Origin of the sequence: Novosphingobium olei (assembly GCF_037076535.1) — a bacterium.
In the GTDB taxonomy this organism is placed as follows: Bacteria; Pseudomonadota; Alphaproteobacteria; order Sphingomonadales; family Sphingomonadaceae; genus Novosphingobium; species Novosphingobium olei.
In genome coordinates, this window is sequence record NZ_AP029021.1 from 945,192 (window position 1) to 962,965 (window position 17,774).

Sequence of the window (17,774 nt, forward strand, 5' to 3'; positions counted from 1 at the left end):
TGGAAGCCTTAGTCGGGACGTAAACCGAGTCGACCGGCCGCTTCTTCGATGGAGACGATGCGATGGCCTTCGAACAGACACATGCAACCACGCGCGACCCGGTGATCCTGACGGTTCCGGGGCTGGGCAATAGCGGCGCAGGCCACTGGCAGACGCGCTGGGAAGACACCCTGCCGGACTGCCGGCGCGTGGACCTGGGGCTGTGGGACGATCCCCACCGCAACACCTGGGTGAACAAGATCAACCTCGCGGTCGAGCGTGCCGAGCGCCCGGTCGTGCTGGTGGCGCATTCGCTTGGCTGCCATGCGGTGGCGTGGTGGGCCGAGTACGAGCGGCTTTCGGGCGGTGGCAGCCTGTCCAAGGTGATCGGCGCGCTGCTGGTCGCGCCGCCCGATGTCGAGGACACGCCGATCGATCGCCGCCTGACCCGCTTTGCGCCGGTGCCGGCAGGCGAGCTGCCGTTCCGCAGCGTGCTCGTCGCCAGCCGCGACGATCCGTACATGCCGTTCGGGCAGGCGCGGGTGCTGGCGCGGCAGTGGGGCGCGAGCTTTGCCGATGCGGGCGCGGCGGGCCATATCAACGCGCGGTCGGACCTGGGCGACTGGACGTTTGGGCGGCTGCTGCTCAACCGGCTGCTGCCGCGTCCGCTGTCGCTGGACGAAGGTCCGGCGCGCTATGGCACGGGCGAGCGCCGGTACATCGATCCGGCGCTACGCCGACTGGGCGCCTGACGCGCCAGCCAGCGGCTCCGCACAGGGACCGGCGTGGGGACCGGCGCGATCGATGGCAAAGCCGGAGATGCGCGCTGGTTCGCTGCCGTCCGGTCCATCGTGTTGCCACCGCACGCCGGTGGTCGATGGGCTTTCCCACAACTCCGCCGTCATCGGCGCGCCATCGGGCGTGAGCCAGCGGCCGTCCTCGGGGAACGCGGCAGCGTGGCCGCAGCGGTCGGACCGCCAAGCGGCAAGCGCGGCAACATGGTCTTCGAGCGCAAGGTCGCGGGCCTGCCAATCGATCCAGGTCAGTTCGTTGTCCTGCGCATAGGCGTTGTTGTTGCCGCGCTGGCTGCGGCCGAATTCATCGCCCGCCGTCAGCATGATCGTGCCGGTCGAGACGAACAGTGTGCCTAGCATGGCGCGCGCGAAGGCGGCGCGGGCGGCGAGGACGGCAGGATCGTCGGTGGGGCCTTCGACACCGTTGTTCCAGCTGAAGTTTTCGCCGTGCCCGTCACGGTTGCCCTCGCCATTGGCGTGGTTGTGGCGGTGTTCGTAGGCGAGCGTGTCGGCGAGGGTGAAGCCATCGTGCGCGGCGAGGAAGTTGACCGAGCGCGAAGGGCCCTTGCCGAAAATGTCGGCCGAGCCCGCCAGCCGCGTGGCGAGCGCGCCGACGCCTTCATCGCTGCGCCAGAAGCGGCGAACGTCGTCACGGAAGCGGTCGTTCCATTCGAGCCAGTTCGCCGGGAACGCGCCCAACTGGTAGCCGCCGGGGCCGATGTCCCATGGTTCGGCAATCAGGATGCGGTCGGCGAGCAGCGGGTCAGCGGCAATCTCGGCGAAGATGGGCGCGTGGCGGTCGAAGCCGGGCGAGCGGGCCATCACCGGTGCCAGATCGAAGCGGAAGCCATCGATGCCGCAATGGCGCACGAAGTGGCGCAAGCTGTCGAGCGTCAGGGCGCGCACCGCCGGGTTGGCGAAATCGAGCGTGTTGCCGCAGCCGGTGTCGTTGATCAGGCTGCCGTCGGGCGCGTGGGCGTACGTATCGTTGTCGAGCCCGCGAAAGCTGAGGATCGGGCCCAGCACATCGCTTTCCCCGGTGTGGTTGAACACCAGATCGAGCAGCACGCCGATCCCGGCGGTGTGGAGCGCGGCGACGGTATCGCGCAGTTCGGCAACACCGCCCGGGCACAGGCGCGGATCGAGCGCCATCGGCACGACCGGATTGTAGCCCCAAGCGTTCGACAGGCCGAGTGGCGGCAAGTGGCGTTCGTCGATCCAGGCGACGATCGGCATCAGTTCCACCGCGCTGACCCGCAGCTTGCGCAAGTGCGCGATCACCGCCGGATGGGCTAGCGCCGCCACGGTGCCGCGCTGCGCTTCCGGTATCTGCGCATGCAGCATGGTGAAGCTGCGCACGTTGATTTCGTAGATCAGGCCGCCGCGCGTGAAATATGGTGGCGCCGGCGGTGCTTCGGGCAGGGGGCCGGTGACGCGCGCCTTGGGCACGATCGCGGCGGTGTCCGCGCCATAGATCGACAGGCGCGGGTCATAGGCGAAGGGCCGATCGAGTTCGACCGCGTGGGGATCGACCAGCAGCTTGGCGGGATCGAACCACAGTTCGCGTTCGGGCGCCCAGACGCCATCGGCGCGAAATCCGTAGGTCACGCCCGTCAGGTTGCCGGGAAGGACAATCTCCCACCCGGGGCCGCTGCACGCCATTTCGAAGCGGCGCTCCTGCCCGCTGTCGAACAGGCAGAGCCACACCGTCTCCGCGCGCGGGGCGCGGACCGAGAAGCGGGTCTGGCTCTGTTCGACCGTGGCGGTCACGTCACCACGTCGGGCGCGGATCGGCCGGTGTGGCGGGCGATGCCGACAACGGCTTCAGCAGCGGCGATCAGGTCGGCCAGCGCATCGGGCGTGTCGCGATCGAGGAGGCCTTCGGCCGGTTCGTAGCGTTCTAGGTAGACGCGCAGCGTCGCGCCTTCGGTGCCGGTGCCCGACAGGCGGAAGACGATGCGCGAGCCGCCTTCGAACAGCACGCGCAGGCCCTGGTTGGCGCTGGTCGAGCCATCGACCGGATCGAGATAGGCGAAGCTGTCGGCGCTCGCCACGACCAGCGGGCCGAAGGACTTGCCGGGCAGGCCGGGAAGAGCGGCGGTCAGTTCCGCGATCAGGGCGTTGGCCGTATCGGTGGGCAGTCCTTCGTAATCGTGGCGGGCGTAATAGTTGCGGCCGAAGCGCTGCCAATGTTCGCGCGCGATGGCATCGACGCTCTGCCCGCGCACGGCGAGGATGTTGAGCCACAGCAGCACGGCCCACAGGCCGTCCTTTTCGCGCACGTGGTCGCTGCCGGTGCCGGCGCTTTCCTCGCCGCAGATCGTCGCCATGCCGGCATCGAGCAGGTTGCCGAAGAACTTCCAGCCGGTGGGGGTTTCGAAGCAGGGAACGCCCAGCGCCTCAGCCACGCGGTCCGCCGCCGCGCTGGTCGGCATCGAGCGGGCGATCCCTTTCAGCCCCGCGCGATAGCCGGGGGCAAGGTGCGCATTGGCGGCAAGCATGGCGAGGCTGTCCGACGGGGTGACGAAGCGGCCGCGCCCGACGATCAGGTTGCGATCGCCATCGCCATCCGATGCCGCGCCGAAATCGGGGGCGTCGTCGGCAAACATCAGGTCGAACAGCGCCTTGGCGTGGACCATGTTGGGATCGGGGTGGTGTCCGCCGAAATCTTCGAGCGGAACGCCGTTGCGCACGGTGCCGGGCGCGAATCCCAAACGCCTTTCGAGGATCTCGACCGCATAGGGCCCGGTCACCGCGTGCATGGCATCGAACGCCATGGTGAAGCCCGCAGCGACCTTGGCGCGGATCGCGGCGAAATCGAACAGCGTTTCCATCAGGTCGGCATAGTCGGCCACCGGATCGATCACAGACACGGTCATCCCGCCGACCGCGACCGAGCCGCAGGTGTCCAGATCGACGTCCGGCGCCTCGACCGTCAGCCAGCGGTCGATCACCTGGGTGCGGGCATAGATCGCGTCGGTCACGCCTTCGGGGGCGGGCCCGCCATTGGCGATGTTGTACTTGATGCCGAAGTCTTCGTCCGGGCCGCCGGGGTTGTGGCTGGCCGAAAGGATCAGCCCGCCGCTTGCGCCGTACTTGCGGATCACGTGGCTGGCCGCGGGCGTCGACAGGATGCCGCCCTTGCCGACCAGCACCTGGGAATAGCCGTTGGCGGCGGCGATACGGATCGCCTGCTGGATGACGGTGCGGTTGTAGTAGCGCCCGTCGCCCCCAATCACGAGCGTCTTGCCGGTGACCGGGCCTACGACGTCGAACACCGACTGGATGAAGTTTTCGGCATAGTTGGCCTGCGCGAACACGCGCACTTTCTTGCGCAGGCCGGAAGTGCCGGGCTTCTGCCCTTCGTAGGGCGTGGTCGCTACGGTCGTCGTCATCGGTCCTCCACCAGCGCGGCGTAGAGATCGGCATAGGCCTTGCCGCTGCGGCTCCACGAAAAGTCGCTTTTCATCCCGGCGCGCTGCAGGCCGCGCCAGACGTCGGTTTGGCTATAGAGTGAAATGGTACGGTCGATCGCATCGGCGAGCGCGGAGTAGTGCACCGCGTTGAACTGGACGCCGGTGGCCGCGCCCGCCGCCAGCGCGGCGAGGTTGGCATCGACCACGGTATCGGCCAGCCCGCCGGTGCGGCTGACCACGGGCACGCAGCCGTAGGCGAGGCCATAGAGCTGGGTCAGGCCGCAAGGTTCGAAACGGCTGGGCACCAGGATGGCGTCGCCGCCCGCCTGCATGCGGTGCGACAGGGCCTCGTCATAGCCGATGCGCACCGAAACCTTGCCCGGGTGGCGCGCCGCCGCGGCGTGCAACGCGCCTTCCAGTGCGGCATCGCCAGAGCCGAGCACCGCGAGCCGGCCGCCGAGGCCGACGAGGTGGTCGACCACTTCGAGCAGGACGTCCATGCCCTTCTGCCAGGTGAGGCGGGTGATGACGACGAACAGCGGGCCATCATGGCTATCAAGCGCGAATTCGGCTTCGAGCGCGCGTTTGTTGGCGATGCGCCTGGGCAATGTGCGGACCGAGAAGCGCTGGGCGAGCGCGGGATCGGTTTCGGGGTTCCATTCGGCGGTGTCGATGCCGTTGACGATGCCGTGGACGCGCGCGCCCCGGCTGCGGATCAGGCCTTCGAGGCCCATGCCGAATTGGGCCTCGCGTATTTCTCGCGCATAGGTGGGGCTGACGGTGGTGATCGCGCTCGCCGCTTCGAGCCCCGCTTTCAGGAAGCCGACGCCGCCGTGATATTCCACCCCGTCGAAGGCGAACGCCTCGCGCGGGAGGCCGAGGCCGCCGAAGATGTCGGCGCCGTAATGGCCCTGGAATGCCATGTTGTGGATGGTCATGACCGAAGGCAGCGAAACGCCATCGTAGCGCAGGTAGGCGGGCGTCATCGCCGCCTGCCAATCGTGCGCGTGGGCGAGGTCGAAGGCGAGGCCCTTCACCGCGCCGGCGGCGACATCGGCGGCGGCGCGGGCGAAGGCGGCAAAGCGGCGCCAGTTATCGCCCCAATCGCGCCCGCCACCATCGGCATAAGGTCCGCCATCGCGCGCGAAGAAGGCCGGGGCGTCCACGACGAGCAGCGGATGCGCGCCGAGCTTGCCCTTGATCAGCCGGGCCGGCTCGCCCAGCAGCGAAGGCCAGGAATGGACGGGCTTGGCCTTTCCCAGCGCGGCCATGACCTTGGGATAGCCCGGCAGGATCGTGGTCATCTCCACCCCGTGCGGGGCAAGGGCGGCGGGCAGGGCGCCCGCCACGTCGGCCAGGCCGCCGGTCTTGATCAGCGGGGCGGCTTCCGAAGCGATCGAGAGGACGCGCAAGGTCACGCCAGCCTGTCGATCATCGCCTTGGTGATCAGGCACACGCCGTTTTCGGTGCGGCGGAAGCGTCGGGCATCGAGTTCGGGATCTTCCCCGACGACGAGGCCTTCGGGGATGCGCACGCCCGAATCGAGGATCACCCGCTTCAACTGCGCGCCGCGCCCGATATTGCAGTAGGGCAGGATGACGCCTTCCTCCACCGACGAGAACGAGCCCATCTTGACCCCGGTGAACAGCAGCGAACGCCGGGCGAGCGCGCCCGAAACGATGCAGTCCTGGCTGATCAGCGACGAGATCGCCATGCCGCGGCGGCCTTCTTCATCGTGCACGAACTTGGCCGGCGCGGCGACGACCTGGTCGGTCCAGATCGGCCAGTCGCGGTCGTACATGTTGAGCTTTGGCACCGTGTCGGTGAGATCGAGGTTGGCGTCGAAATAGGCATCGAGCGTGCCCACGTCGCGCCAGTATTCCTCGATTTCCTCGGCCGCGCGGATGCAGCTGTCGGTGAAACGGTGAGCGACCGCCTTGCCGTGCTTGACGATGTAGGGGATGATGTCTCCGCCGAAGTCGCGGCTGGAAGCGGGGTCTGCGGCATCGCGCTGGAGCTGTTCGAACAGGAACTTCGTCTCGAACACGTAGATGCCCATCGAGGCGAGCGAATGCGCGTCATCGCCCGGGATCGTCGGCGGATCGGCGGGCTTTTCGACGAAGGCGGTGATGGTCGATGCTTCGTCCACCGCCATCACGCCGAAGCCGGTCGCGTCCTTCTTGGGCACCACGAGGCAGCCTACGGTGACGTCCGCGCCCGAGCTGACGTGCTGTTGCAGCATCAGTTCGTAGTCCATCTTGTAGATGTGGTCGCCGGCCAGGATGACCATGTACTTGGGCGCGTGGGCCTGGATGATGTCGATGTTCTGGAACACCGCGTCGGCCGTGCCTTCGTACCACTGGTGTTCGGACACGCGCTGCGACGCGGGCAGGATGTCGAAGCTTTCGTTGCGCTCTGGCCGCATGAAGTTCCACGCGCGGTTCATGTGGCGGATCAGCGAGTGCGCCTTGTACTGCGTGGCGACGCCGATGCGGCGAATGCCGGAATTGATCGCGTTCGACAGCGCGAAGTCGATGATCCGGCTGACCCCGCCGAAATAGACCGCCGGCTTGGCGCGATTGTCGGTCAATTCCTTCAACCGGCTGCCGCGTCCGCCGGCGAGCACATAGGCCATGGCATCGCGTGCCAGCGGCTGACCGATCGTCCTGTCCCTCATTCTTCCTCTCCGTTTCCGGCAAATTCGAACATCAGCGTGGATAGTCCCGGCAGGACGATGAGCGCCGCCCCGTCCTTTGCTTCGATGGACCCCAGGTTGCCCTGGCCCGATCCGCCGTAGTGCGCGGCATCGGAATTGAGCACTTCGCGCCACGTGCCATCGTGCGGCAGCGGCAGGCGGTAATGGCCGTGGGTGGCGGGCGTCATGTTGCAGACGACCGCGACCGGGCGCGCGCCCGGCGCCTTGCGCACCCAGGCGAACACGCTGGCGAGCGCATCATCGACGACCAGCCATTCGAACCCTTCGGGCTCGCAATCGCGGGCGTGCAGGGCGGGGCAATTGCGATAGGCGGCGTTGAGATCGCGGACCCAGCGCTGCATGCCGGCGTGGGGTTCGTACTGCAGCAGGTCCCAGTCGAGCGAGCGGGCCTCGCTCCATTCGCGGCGCTGCGCGAATTCCTGCCCCATGAACAGCAGCTTCTTGCCGGGATAGCCCCACATCAGCCCGTAGTAGGCGCGCAGCGAAGCAAACTTCTGCCAGTCGTCGCCCGACATCTTGTTGATCAGGCTGCTTTTGCCGTGGACGACTTCGTCGTGGCTCAGCGGCAGGACGAAGTTTTCGGCGAAGGCGTACATCAGGCCGAAGGTGATCTCGTCATGATGGTATCGGCGGTGGACCGGGTCGCGGGCCATGTACTTCAGCGTATCGTGCATGAAGCCCATGTTCCACTTGAAGCCGAAGCCGAGCGCGCTCGACCGCGGCTCCCCCGCTTCGATCGGCAGCGTGACGCCGGGCCACGAGGTGCTTTCCTCGGCCACGGTCATCACGCCGGGGTGCTGGCCGTAGAGCGCCTTGTTCATCGATTGAAGGAAGCCGACCGCCTCCCAGTTTTCGCGCCCGCCCTGCGCATTGGGAATCCAGTCGCCGCCTTCGCGCGAATAGTCGCGGTAGAGCATCGAGGCGACCGCATCCACGCGCAGGCCGTCGACGTGGTACTGTTCGGCCCAGAACAGCGCGTTGTTGACAAGGAACGCCTCCACCTCGCGCCGGCCGAAGTTGTAGATCGCGGTGTTCCAGTCGGGATGGAAGCCCAATCGCGGGTCTTCGTGTTCGTACAGGTGGGTGCCATCGAAGCGTGACAGGCCGAAGGCATCGGTCGGAAAGTGCGCGGGCACCCAGTCGACCAGTACGCCCAGACCCGCCTGATGCGCGCCGTCGACGAAGCGGGCAAAGCCGGCGGGTTCGCCGAAACGCGCGCTCGGCGCATAGAGCCCGGTGGTCTGGTAGCCCCACGAGGGATCGTAGGGGTGCTCGGACACCGGCAGGAACTCGATATGGGTAAAACCCATGTCGACGCAGTAGGGGATCAACTGGTCGGCGAGGTCATCCCAGCTGTAGAATTCGGCCGTGTCTGGCTTGCGCCACGAGCCGGGATGGACCTCGTAGATCGAGACCGGTTCGCGCCGGGCATCGGCCTTGGCCCAATGCGCGCGGTGGGCGTTATCGGCCCAGTCGGGCTTGCCGGGGCGCGCGACGATCGATGCAGTGGCGGGGCGCAGTTCGGCGGCGAAGGCGTAAGGATCGGCCTTGAGCGGCTGAACCGTGCCGTCGGGCCCCACGATCCGGTACTTGTAGGCGCGGCCCGTGCCGATGTCGGGCAGGAAGATTTCCCACACGCCGGTGTCGGCTCGCTTGCGCATCGGGTGGCGGCGGTGGTCCCAGTCGTTGAAATCGCCGACCACCGCGACAAGGCTGGCGTTGGGCGCCCAGACCGCGAAGTGTACGCCGCTTGCGCCTTCATGGTCGATCGGATGCGCGCCCAGCTTGTCGAACAGGCGAAAGTGGGTGCCTTGCCCGATCAGGAAATCGTCGGTGGGGCCGAGCACCGGGCCGAACGAGTAGGGGTCGGTGACGGACCAGTGGTGGACGCCCGCGCTGCAGCGATAGCGCACCGGCTGCGGCTTGCCATCGACCAGTCCTTCGAACAGCCCGCGCGGATCGACCCGCGTAAGCGTGCCGAGCGCGGTGCCGTCGAGCGCGAAGGCCTGCGCCTCCTGCGCGCCGGGCAGGATCGCGCGTGCAAAGGAGCCCCCGGGCCCGGGATGGACGCCGAGGAGCGAGAACGGGTCGGCGTGCGTGCCTTCCAGCAAGGCTTCGATGGCACGCGCGTCGGGCTTCATGTCGACTTTTCAGACCCCCCAGATATCGCGCGCGTATTCGCCGATAGTCCGGTCCGAAGAGAACCAGCCGACGTTGGCGATGTTCCGCAAGGCACTGGCGCGCCACGCTTTTTGATTTTCCCAGCGCGCATCGACGCTGCGCTGTGCGGCGTGATAGGCGTCGAAATCGGCGGCGACCATGAACCAGTCGCTGTCATAGAGCCCGCCCATCAGCGCGGTGTAGCGGTTTGGATCGTCCGGGCTGAACACGCCGCTGGAGATGGCATTGATTGCCTGCTGCAATTCGCGGCTGCCTTCGATCACCGCGCGCGGGTTGTAGCCGGCGGCACGCTGTTCGAGCACTTCGTCGGCGGTCAGCCCGAAGATCACGATGTTTTCGTCGCCGACGCGATCCTTGATCTCGATATTGGCGCCATCGAGCGTACCGATGGTTAGCGCGCCATTGAGCGCGAACTTCATGTTGCCGGTGCCGCTGGCTTCCATGCCGGCCGTGCTGATCTGTTCGGACAGGTCCGCCGCCGGAATGATCCGTTCGGCAAGGCTGACGTTGTAGTTGGGCACGAAGACGACCTTGAGCAGACCGCCGACCGAAGGATCGGAATTGACGCGCCGGGCGATGTCGTTGGCGAGTTTGATGATCAGCTTGGCGTTGTGGTAGCTCGGCGCCGCCTTGCCGCCGAAGATCTTCACGCGCGGCACCCAGTCGCGTTCGGGGTGGCTGCGGATCTGGTCGTAGAGCGCGACGGTTTCGACCAGGTTGAGCAGCTGGCGCTTGTATTCGTGGATGCGCTTGATCTGCACGTCGAACAGCGCATCGGGATCGAGCCGGACGCCGGCAATCTGCTTGATATGCGCGGCGAGCGCGACCTTGTTGGCGCGCTTTACTTCGGCGATGCGTTCGCCGAGCGCGGCATCGTCGGCCAGCGCGTTGAGATCGGCGAGCTTTTCCGCATCGTCGAGGAAGGCATCGCCGATCGCGTCCTTGAGCACGCCGACGAGGCCCGGATTGCATTGCTGCAGCCAGCGGCGCGGGGTGACGCCGTTGGTCTTGTTGTTGATCTTTTCCGGGTACAGCGCGTGCAGGTCCGAAAAGACCGTCGACTTCATCAGGTCGGTGTGCAGCGCCGCGACGCCGTTGACCGAATGCGCGCCGCAGAAGGCAAGGTTGGCCATGCGCACGCGGCGTTCGCCATGTTCGTCGATCAGGCTGATCGCGGCGATCTGGGCATCGTCCATGCCCGCCTTGCGCGCTTCGCGCAGCACGCGGCTGTTGATGGCATAGATGATCTGCATGTGGCGCGGCAGCAGCCGTTCGAACAGCGGCAGCGGCCAGGTTTCGAGCGCTTCGGGCAGCAGGGTGTGGTTGGTGTAGGCGACGGTCTTGCGCGTCACTTCCCACGCTTCGTTGAATTCGAGCCCGTGGTCGTCGACGAGGATGCGCATGATCTCGGCCACGGCGACAGCGGGGTGCGTGTCGTTGAGCTGGATCGCGGCCTTGTCCGGCAGGGTGCGCACATCACCGTGGTATTGCGCGTGGCGGCGGACGATGTCCTGGATCGAGGCGGAGGTGAAGAAGTATTCCTGCCGCAGGCGCAGTTCCTGGCCCGAAGGCGTGGAGTCTGCCGGATAAAGCACGCGGACCAGCGCATCGGCGCGCGCGTCCTCGACCAGCGCGCCGACGTGGTCGCCCGCGTTGAAGGCATCGAGGCGGATCGGATCGAGCGCGCGCGCGGTCCACAGCCGCAGCGTGTTGACGCGCTTTCCGCGCCAGCCGACGACCGGCATGTCATAGGCGCTCGCCTCGACGCGTTCGGCGGGCTTCCATTCGACGCCATCGCCGCGGTCGATCACCTCGCCGCCGAAGCCGATGCGATAGGCGCTTTCGCGCCGGTCGAATTCCCACGGGTTGCCGTGGCTGAGCCAGGTTTCGGGCAGTTCGACCTGCCAGCCATCGTCGATGCGCTGGCGGAACATGCCGTTCTTGTAGCGGATGCCATAGCCGTAGGCCGGGATGTCGAGACTGGCGAGGCTCTCCATGAAGCATGCGGCGAGTCGCCCGAGGCCCCCGTTGCCGAGCGCGGCGTCGGGCTCAAGGTCTTCCAGTTGCGAGAGGTCGAAGCCGTGGGCAGCGAGCGCCTTTTCCATCTCGCGCGTGAGGCCCATGTTCGACAGCGCATCGCGCAGCAGGCGGCCGATGAGGAATTCGAGGCTGAGGTAATAGACCCGCTTGCCGCCCTGGTCGTAGGTCTTGCGCGTGCTCTCCATCCAGCGGTCGATGACCGCGTCGCGCAGCGTGAGCACGGTGGCGGTGAACCAGTCGTGCGGCTTGGCCGCGCGCTCGTCCTTGCCGACGCGATGGCGCAGCACGTCGATGATGTGCGCGTCGATCTCGGCGGCTTTGGAGCCGGTACTCAAGGGGATGTCGAGGCTCATGGCAATGCGCTCCACCTGGTGGGTCCGAAGGAGACGCAAGGGCGACGCCCTCCGCACCTGCGGACCAGTTGACCCGGCCTCTCAGGACGGCATTCGCCGCTCGTTCCCGTCATCGTGCGGCTGCCCTGGCAATGCGGCCGCACGATCCTCCCGGAACCGAGCCTAGGCGAGGCTTGGCGCGTTCCACAAGTCGCGATGCCCTGCGCATTGCAAAAAATCCCCCCCGCGTCGCAACATTCGTGCGCAACGCATGGCAAGGGCAGTGCCACGCCATCGCCAGCGTGGCGACGGGGAATACGTCTGCGGCGCGGGGCGGCAGCGATCAGCGCATATCTATGCGCAGGCCCGCCCAGATCGTGCGCGGTGTGCCGAGGTCCTGCGTGCCGCCCGAATTGCGCGTGACGATGACCTCGTCGGTAAGATTTTCGCCCCGCAGCACGAGGCTGAAAGGACCGGCGAGCGGGACTTGCGCGAACGCGTCGAGCGTGGTCGCCGGGGCAAGGGAGTCGCTCTGCAGGTCGTCCTCGTACTGCAGGCCGACATGGCGCAGCGTGAGGGCCAGGCGCCAGCGTTCGGCCGGCTGCCAGCTTGCGGTGGCGCTCGCCGCCCAGCGCGGCGTCTGCGACGGGCGCTTGCCGTCGAGCGGCTGACCCGGCGCGCGGACATGCGCATCGGTATAACTGAGCGAGCCGGCGAGCGAGAAGCGGCTGGCGGTGTAGCTGGCGCTCGCCTCGATCCCGCGGGCGTGGACGGCATCGACGTTCTGGCGCTGGCGCGTGGTCGCATCGATGGTGACGTTGGCGATTGCGTGGCGCACTTCGTTGTCGAAAGCGGTGAGGCCAAGCGTCACGCCTTCGAGCGGGCGCAGGTCAACCCCGCCTTCGAAGCCGATCAGTTTCTCGTTGCGCAAGTTGGCATTGGCGAGCGTGGTGATCGGGAAGACGGTGAACTGGCGATAGAGTTCGTTGAGCGTCGGCTGGCGCAAGCCGGTGTAGACCGATCCGCGCAGATCGATCGCGCGGGTCGTATGGAGCAGCGCGCCACCCCGGAAGCTGCCTTCCCAGCCCGCGCGGTTCGCATAAGTGGTCGAGGCGGGCTGGATCGCACCGGCCAGATTGGTCACTTCGTAGAATCCGTTGCGGACCGACCAGCGGTCGGCGCGGGCACCGGCGGTCAGCACCAGCGGCCCGGCGGTCCAGTCGTCCTCGAGATAGAAGCCGACGTCCGAATTGGTGCCGCCGGCGCGGCGGTGGCCCGAAACCTTCCCGAGGCGGTAGGTATCCTCGATCGTGCGTCCTTCGGCGGAGCGCCAGTCGGCACCGAGCCGCAGGACGTGGCCGCCGCCAACCGGCGGGCGCAGCTCGAACTTGGCACCGGCGCCGGTCGAAGGCGTCTTGCGCTGGTCGAGCGTGGGCAGGAACGTCGTCGCGCTGATCACGGTGTTGTAGAAATCGCGCGTCTGCAGGTACGCGAGCGCATCGAACGCCCAGGCGCCGCGCCCGACGAGGCGCAGGCTGGCGTCCTGCCCGTTCATCCCGGTGTCGGCGCCCTTGAATCGCAGCGTACGGTTGTCCTCGAACGCGGCGACGCGGGCCTGCAGCTCGATGTCGGGGGTGAGCGGCGCGACGGCGCGCAGCGAGGTGGACCAGCTATCGAAGCGGGCGCGGGTGGAGGCGGGGACCCGCTGGCTTGCAGGCGTGGTACAGAACCCCTGTCCGCGATCCCACCGGCCCGATACCACCGCGAAACCGCTACCGAGGCGCGGGGCGAGCGTACCCGAAAGCTCGCTCTCACCACGATCGTTGACGAGCGCGGAGCCGGTCAGCAGGCCGAGCTGGGCGGGCCCCGCGCTGGTCATGGCGATCGTGCCCGCAACCGCGCCCGCGCCGAATGCGCCCGAGCCGCCGCCACGGATCACGCTGACGCTGCCGAGGCGCTCTGGCGCGATGGCCGAGAGCGGGATGTAGCCGAAGAACGGATCGGCCATCGGCACGCCGTCCAGCAGCACCAGCGTGCGGCTGGTGGCATTGCCGCCCAGCGCGCGCAGCGTGATGCCTTGCGCCGAAGGGTTGGACGAGCGGCTGTCCGAACGGCGGAACTGCTGCACCCCGGCGGCAGCGGACAATGCATCGTCGATCCGGCCCGAAGCGGCGGAAAGCAGCCGGTCACGCTCGATCTGCTGGACGTCGTAGGCGGGGGCGGCTGGCGTGGCGGCAAGGCCTTCGCCCGTGACGACGATCTGCTGCGCCTGATCCTCCTCCGCGGCGAAAGCCGGCGTGGCGATGCCGGCCGCGATCACGGCAAGCGGAACGATGGGGCGCATGGAAATCCTCACGATGTTCTGGTCTTTGCGCCGGCCCTAGGCGGCGTGGACAATTTCCGCAACGCCACGGTTTTCCTGTAAAGGGCCCCGGCAAGGAGCGAGGCCGCAGGTGGAGTGGGCCTCCATCAAGGCCGAGCGACGCTGCAGGGGCCTTCACCAGGGAAACCCCTTGGGGCTGGACCAAAAAGCGCCATCGCAGCGTCGGCTCGGCTCGCAATATTCCCGATATTGCTCCGCCTCGCCTTCTCGCGCTGGCGCTTTTTGCCTCCAGCCGTGGCGCTGTGGAATTTGTCCACGCCGCCTAGGGGGACCCGCCGCGATCCTGTCAGCCCCAGTCGGAAGTAGAACGGTCGAAGGTGCATGCGAGCGCGGCGAAAGGCCATGCGGTAAATGGCGTATGGGCCGTGCCGCGCTGCGGCATAATTTCGTGTGCACCGCATCATCAGAAGAGGAACCATGCGCGCGCAGCGACTCACCCAGCTTGAACCGGACATCGTCGCCAAGATGCGTTCGGTCATCACCTGCCAGAAGCCCGAAGTGATCCAGACCCACTTCGGCATCGGTCTCAACACTTGGGTCAAGCTTCGCGAGGGCAAGGCGATCCGCCATTCCGTAGCGGAAAGGCTGATGCAGCGGCTGCAGCGCGACCATCTGATCTGACCGGCAGGCACGGAACGGCGCAAAGCTTTGCCTATCAGGGGCATGGGGGCTTGATGCCCCTTGCTTTGCAGTGCACAATGCCCTCCTCGGTGCCGGCAAACCAACGGCGCTGTGGGGTCGAGCAAAAAAATGCACAGGGCGTTGGGGCAGGGTCCGGCGCAAGGCCGCGAACCCGCACGTGGTTCATCATGGAATGCGCTTTCCCGCCGCGCAGGACGCGCCGTCTCCACGTTGCGCCGTCTTGTTCGCCGCGACGCCATCGCGGCGGGCGGCATCGCGGGAAGAATTGCCGAGCTTGAGCGGGCCTGTGCCGTGGCCGAGGCGGCCAGCGCTGCCAAGAGCCGCTACCTCGCCAACGTCAGCCACGAAATCCGCTCCCCGCTCAACGCGATCTATGGCTACGCCCAGCTGATCGAACGCGGTTCGGGCGTCGACGCGGCCGAAGCGGCCAAGGTGATCCGCCGTAGCGCCGAGCACCTGACCGATCTTGTCGAAGGGCTGCTCGATATCTCGCTGGTCGAAAACGGGGTTACCCGCGTGGCCAGCGACGTGGTGCGGCTGCCCGCCTTCATCGACCAGCTGGCGCGCATGTTCGCGCCTTCGGCCGAGGCAAAGGGCCTTGCCTTCGAGGTCGACCTGCCGTCGCGGTTGCCCGAATTCGTGCGCACCGACCAGAAGCGGTTGCGCCAGGTGCTGATCAACCTGGTCAGCAACGCGATCAAGTTCACCGACACAGGCACGGTCACTTTGCGCGTGCGCCGCAGCGGCGAGACGACCCGGTTCGAGGTGGAGGATACCGGCCCCGGCATCGCGCCCGAGGATCGCGAGCGGGTGTTCGCGCCGTTCGAACGGGGCGAAGGCGAAGAGGGGCGCAGCAGCGGCTTCGGCCTTGGCCTGCCGATCACCCGCGCCATCGTGCAGATCCTGGGCGGTGACATCGCCGTGACCGACGGCGCGTCGGGCGGCGCCTGCTTCCGCGTGTCGCTGATGCTCAATGAAGTGCGCGTCGAAGGCACCGACAAGCCGGACCTTGGCCGCATCGTCGGCTATGCCGGCGCGCGGCGCCAGGTGCTGGCGGTGGACGACGATATCCGGCAGCTTTCCTTCGTGCGCCAAGCGCTGGAGGATGTGGACTTCGACGTCTCGATCGCGCCCGATGGCGAAACCGCGATCGCGCTGTGCGATGCGCAGGCGTTCGATGTCGTGCTGCTGGACGTGCAGATGGGCGGGCAAAGCGGGTGGGAGACAGCGAGCCACCTGCGCAGCGTCCACGGCCGTTCGCTCAAGATCGTGATGCTATCGGCCAATGCGCACGAACGGCATGGCCCCGCAGCGGACGACGAGGAGTTGCCGCACGACCTGTTCCTGCTGAAACCGGTGGAGATCGGCCAGCTGATCGACGCGATCGGGCGCCAGCTGGGGCTGCAATGGGTGCGTGAGGGTGGCACGCCTCGCCCGATGTTCGGCAAGTGCGAGGAGCTTCCCGAAGCTGCGCTTGCCCATGTGGCCAAGTTGCGCGAACTGGTGCGGATCGGCCATGTGCGCGGGATCGAAGCGGAAATTCGCGCGCTGGAGAAGGCGGCCCCCGAATGCGGGACGCTCGCGGCGACGCTTTATGCTTGCCTCGACCGCTTCGACCTCGCCGCGCTGGCGCGCAAGCTGGAAGGACTTTGACCGTGAGCGAGGACAACCCGCAGCGTCGCGACACCGTGCTGGTGGTCGATGATGAGCCCAATTCGCTGCGGCTGCTGACCGATACGCTGGAGGCGGGCGGCATCCAGGTGCTGGTGGCGACTTCGGGCGGCGCCGCGCTGGATCTGCTGGGCCACGTCGTGCCCGATCTGGTGCTGATGGATGCGGTGATGCCCGGCATCGATGGCTTCGAGACGACCGCGCGGATCAAGGCCAATCCCCAGACCGCGCACGTGCCGGTGATCTTCATGACCGGGCTGACCGAAAGCGAGCACGTGATCGAAGGCTTCGAGGTTGGCGGCGTCGATTATGTAAGGAAGCCGGTCAACGTTCACGAACTGCTCGCGCGCGTCAGGGTGCACTTGGGCCATGCGCGTGCGGTGCAGGCCAGCACGGCCAGCCTGGATGCCACCGGCCGCCTGATGATGGCCACCGACACGCGCGGTTTCCTGCTGTGGTGCACGCCGCTTGCCGAACAGGCGATCAACCGCTTGGCCCCGGGCTGGAACCGCGATCAGCGCGAACTGCCCGACGAGCTGCGCCACACCGTCGAACGGTTGCTGACGCGCGATTCGCAAGGGGCGAGCCTGCGGATCGAGCAAGGCGACGGCGCGCTCGAACTGGTGCTGATCGCGCATTACCGCGAGAACGAAGTGCTGATCCGGCTGAACGAGCTGAACCCGCATGTCGATGCGGCGCGGATGCAGGCCAAGCTCGGCCTGACCGAGCGCGAGGCCGAAGTGCTGCTGTGGATCAGCTACGGCAAGTCGAATGCCGATATCAGCGAAGTGCTGTCGATCAGCCCGCGCACGGTGCAGAAGCACCTAGAGCGAATCTACGAAAAGCTGGGCGTGGAAACCCGGGCGGCGGCTGCGGCGATCGCGATCAAGGTGATCGCACCCTGATCGCTGCTGCCTTCGGCCTACGCCCGGGCCGGGGAAATCACTTCTTCTTGGCAGCGATGCCTTCGATCTCGATCAGGAAGTATGGACCGGCCAGTGCAGCGACCTGGAAGGTCGAACGCGCGACCGTTGTCGGGTTGTCGGCGGTCTTGAAGAACTGCTTGAAGCCTTCGTTCGCGCCGGCGAAGTCCATGTGGCCGAGCTTGGGATCGGCGGCGACGAACAGCGTCAGCTTGACCAGATCGGCCATGGTGTAGCCCCGCGCTTCGAGCAGCGCCTTGATCTTGGTGAGCACGCTGATCGTCTGCGTCTTGGTATCGCCCAGATCATCGACCGACTTGACGTCGGCGAAGGTCTTCTTGGGATCGACGGGCGAGGCGAGCTGGCCCGAAAGGAAGATGATGTCGGTGCCCGCCTTCACGTCGGCGGCATCGAGAATCAGCGCCTGCGGGTTCGACTGGATCTTGGTGACCTGCGCCTGCGCCGAGGCGAACGGCGCGGCCGCGACGGCTGCGGCAAGGGCGAGTGCGGAAATCCGGGGGCCGGTAAAAAGGCGCATGGGCAGTCCTTGGCATGATGTTGCAACGGGAGCGGCGCCGGGCGCCCTCCTGTCGGCGCCACCGTAAAGCGGCGCGGTCCCGGTGTGATACGTTAATCGGCGTATGGGCAAGTCTCCTGCTTTGCCGTCTCTGCCGGACACATCGCGCAAAATTCCAAA

Annotated in this window: 12 protein-coding genes; 4 read left to right on the forward strand and 8 right to left on the reverse strand. The window is 67.1% G+C overall.

Annotated elements, in window-relative coordinates:
* Positions 1-62: 62 nt before the first annotated feature.
* Positions 63-731, forward strand: coding sequence for an alpha/beta hydrolase (locus tag AACH40_RS04545; protein ID WP_338644363.1), 669 nt, complete (start codon positions 63-65; stop codon positions 729-731).
* Here the strand turns inward: AACH40_RS04545 and glgX are convergent.
* From glgX to AACH40_RS04580, 7 genes are all read right to left on the reverse strand, one after another.
* On the reverse strand, positions 711-2,543 hold the full coding sequence (gene glgX / locus AACH40_RS04550) for a glycogen debranching protein GlgX (protein WP_338644364.1): 1,833 nt from the start codon (positions 2,541-2,543) through the stop codon (positions 711-713). The two genes, AACH40_RS04545 and glgX, sit on opposite strands and share 21 nt — an antisense overlap.
* Positions 2,540-4,168 carry an alpha-D-glucose phosphate-specific phosphoglucomutase gene (locus AACH40_RS04555; protein WP_338644365.1) on the reverse strand — a complete coding sequence of 543 codons (1,629 nt, stop codon included), beginning with the start codon at positions 4,166-4,168 and terminating at the stop codon, positions 2,540-2,542. The genes glgX and AACH40_RS04555 overlap by 4 nt, the downstream gene beginning before the upstream one ends.
* On the reverse strand, positions 4,165-5,607 hold the full coding sequence (gene glgA / locus AACH40_RS04560; RefSeq protein WP_338644366.1) for a glycogen synthase GlgA: 1,443 nt from the start codon (positions 5,605-5,607) through the stop codon (positions 4,165-4,167). The genes AACH40_RS04555 and glgA overlap by 4 nt, the downstream gene beginning before the upstream one ends.
* Positions 5,604-6,866 carry a glucose-1-phosphate adenylyltransferase gene (gene glgC, locus AACH40_RS04565; RefSeq protein WP_338644367.1) on the reverse strand — a complete coding sequence of 421 codons (1,263 nt, stop codon included), beginning with the start codon at positions 6,864-6,866 and terminating at the stop codon, positions 5,604-5,606. The genes glgA and glgC overlap by 4 nt, the downstream gene beginning before the upstream one ends.
* Entirely contained in the window at positions 6,863-9,046 is a 2,184-nt protein-coding gene (gene glgB, locus AACH40_RS04570) for a 1,4-alpha-glucan branching protein GlgB (protein ID WP_338644368.1), read from the reverse strand. The genes glgC and glgB overlap by 4 nt, the downstream gene beginning before the upstream one ends.
* Positions 9,047-9,055: 9 nt before the next feature.
* Entirely contained in the window at positions 9,056-11,479 is a 2,424-nt protein-coding gene (locus tag AACH40_RS04575; RefSeq protein ID WP_338645920.1) for a glycogen/starch/alpha-glucan phosphorylase, read from the reverse strand.
* A 322-nt stretch (positions 11,480-11,801) separates the two neighbouring features.
* Complete coding sequence (locus AACH40_RS04580; protein WP_338644370.1) at positions 11,802-13,802, reverse strand: TonB-dependent receptor plug domain-containing protein; 2,001 nt, start codon at positions 13,800-13,802, stop codon at positions 11,802-11,804.
* Positions 13,803-14,258: 456 nt separating this feature from the next.
* On the opposite strand from AACH40_RS04580, the gene AACH40_RS04585 reads away from it, so the two are divergent.
* The 3 genes from AACH40_RS04585 to AACH40_RS04595 all read left to right on the forward strand — a co-directional run bounded on the left by AACH40_RS04585 (position 14,259) and on the right by AACH40_RS04595 (position 17,059).
* Positions 14,259-14,462, forward strand: coding sequence for a hypothetical protein (locus AACH40_RS04585; RefSeq protein ID WP_169492494.1), 204 nt, complete (start codon positions 14,259-14,261; stop codon positions 14,460-14,462).
* Positions 14,463-14,693: 231 nt separating this feature from the next.
* Complete coding sequence (locus AACH40_RS04590) at positions 14,694-16,136, forward strand: hybrid sensor histidine kinase/response regulator (RefSeq protein ID WP_338644371.1); 1,443 nt, start codon at positions 14,694-14,696, stop codon at positions 16,134-16,136.
* On the forward strand, positions 16,133-17,059 hold the full coding sequence (locus tag AACH40_RS04595) for a response regulator (RefSeq protein WP_240959417.1): 927 nt from the start codon (positions 16,133-16,135) through the stop codon (positions 17,057-17,059). The genes AACH40_RS04590 and AACH40_RS04595 overlap by 4 nt, the downstream gene beginning before the upstream one ends.
* A gap of 37 nt (positions 17,060-17,096) precedes the next feature.
* Here AACH40_RS04595 and AACH40_RS04600 read toward each other — a convergent pair whose 3' ends face one another.
* Positions 17,097-17,615, reverse strand: coding sequence for a Rid family hydrolase (locus AACH40_RS04600; protein ID WP_338644372.1), 519 nt, complete (start codon positions 17,613-17,615; stop codon positions 17,097-17,099).
* Between the last annotated feature and the right edge of the window lie 159 nt (positions 17,616-17,774).

What these genes read in the sequence shown, in the direction of transcription:
- AACH40_RS04545 (WP_338644363.1), top strand. Translation starts at nt 63, where the DNA reads ATGGCCTTCGAACAGACACATGCAACCACGCGCGACCCGGTGATCCTG.
- AACH40_RS04555 (WP_338644365.1), bottom strand. Translation starts at nt 4,168, where the DNA reads ATGACGACGACCGTAGCGACCACGCCCTACGAAGGGCAGAAGCCCGGC.
- glgC (WP_338644367.1), bottom strand. Translation starts at nt 6,866, where the DNA reads ATGAGGGACAGGACGATCGGTCAGCCGCTGGCACGCGATGCCATGGCC.
- glgB (WP_338644368.1), bottom strand. Translation starts at nt 9,046, where the DNA reads ATGAAGCCCGACGCGCGTGCCATCGAAGCCTTGCTGGAAGGCACGCAC.
- AACH40_RS04575 (WP_338645920.1), bottom strand. Translation starts at nt 11,479, where the DNA reads ATGAGCCTCGACATCCCCTTGAGTACCGGCTCCAAAGCCGCCGAGATC.
- AACH40_RS04580 (WP_338644370.1), bottom strand. Translation starts at nt 13,802, where the DNA reads ATGCGCCCCATCGTTCCGCTTGCCGTGATCGCGGCCGGCATCGCCACG.
- AACH40_RS04585 (WP_169492494.1), top strand. Translation starts at nt 14,259, where the DNA reads ATGCGCGCGCAGCGACTCACCCAGCTTGAACCGGACATCGTCGCCAAG.
- AACH40_RS04600 (WP_338644372.1), bottom strand. Translation starts at nt 17,615, where the DNA reads ATGCGCCTTTTTACCGGCCCCCGGATTTCCGCACTCGCCCTTGCCGCA.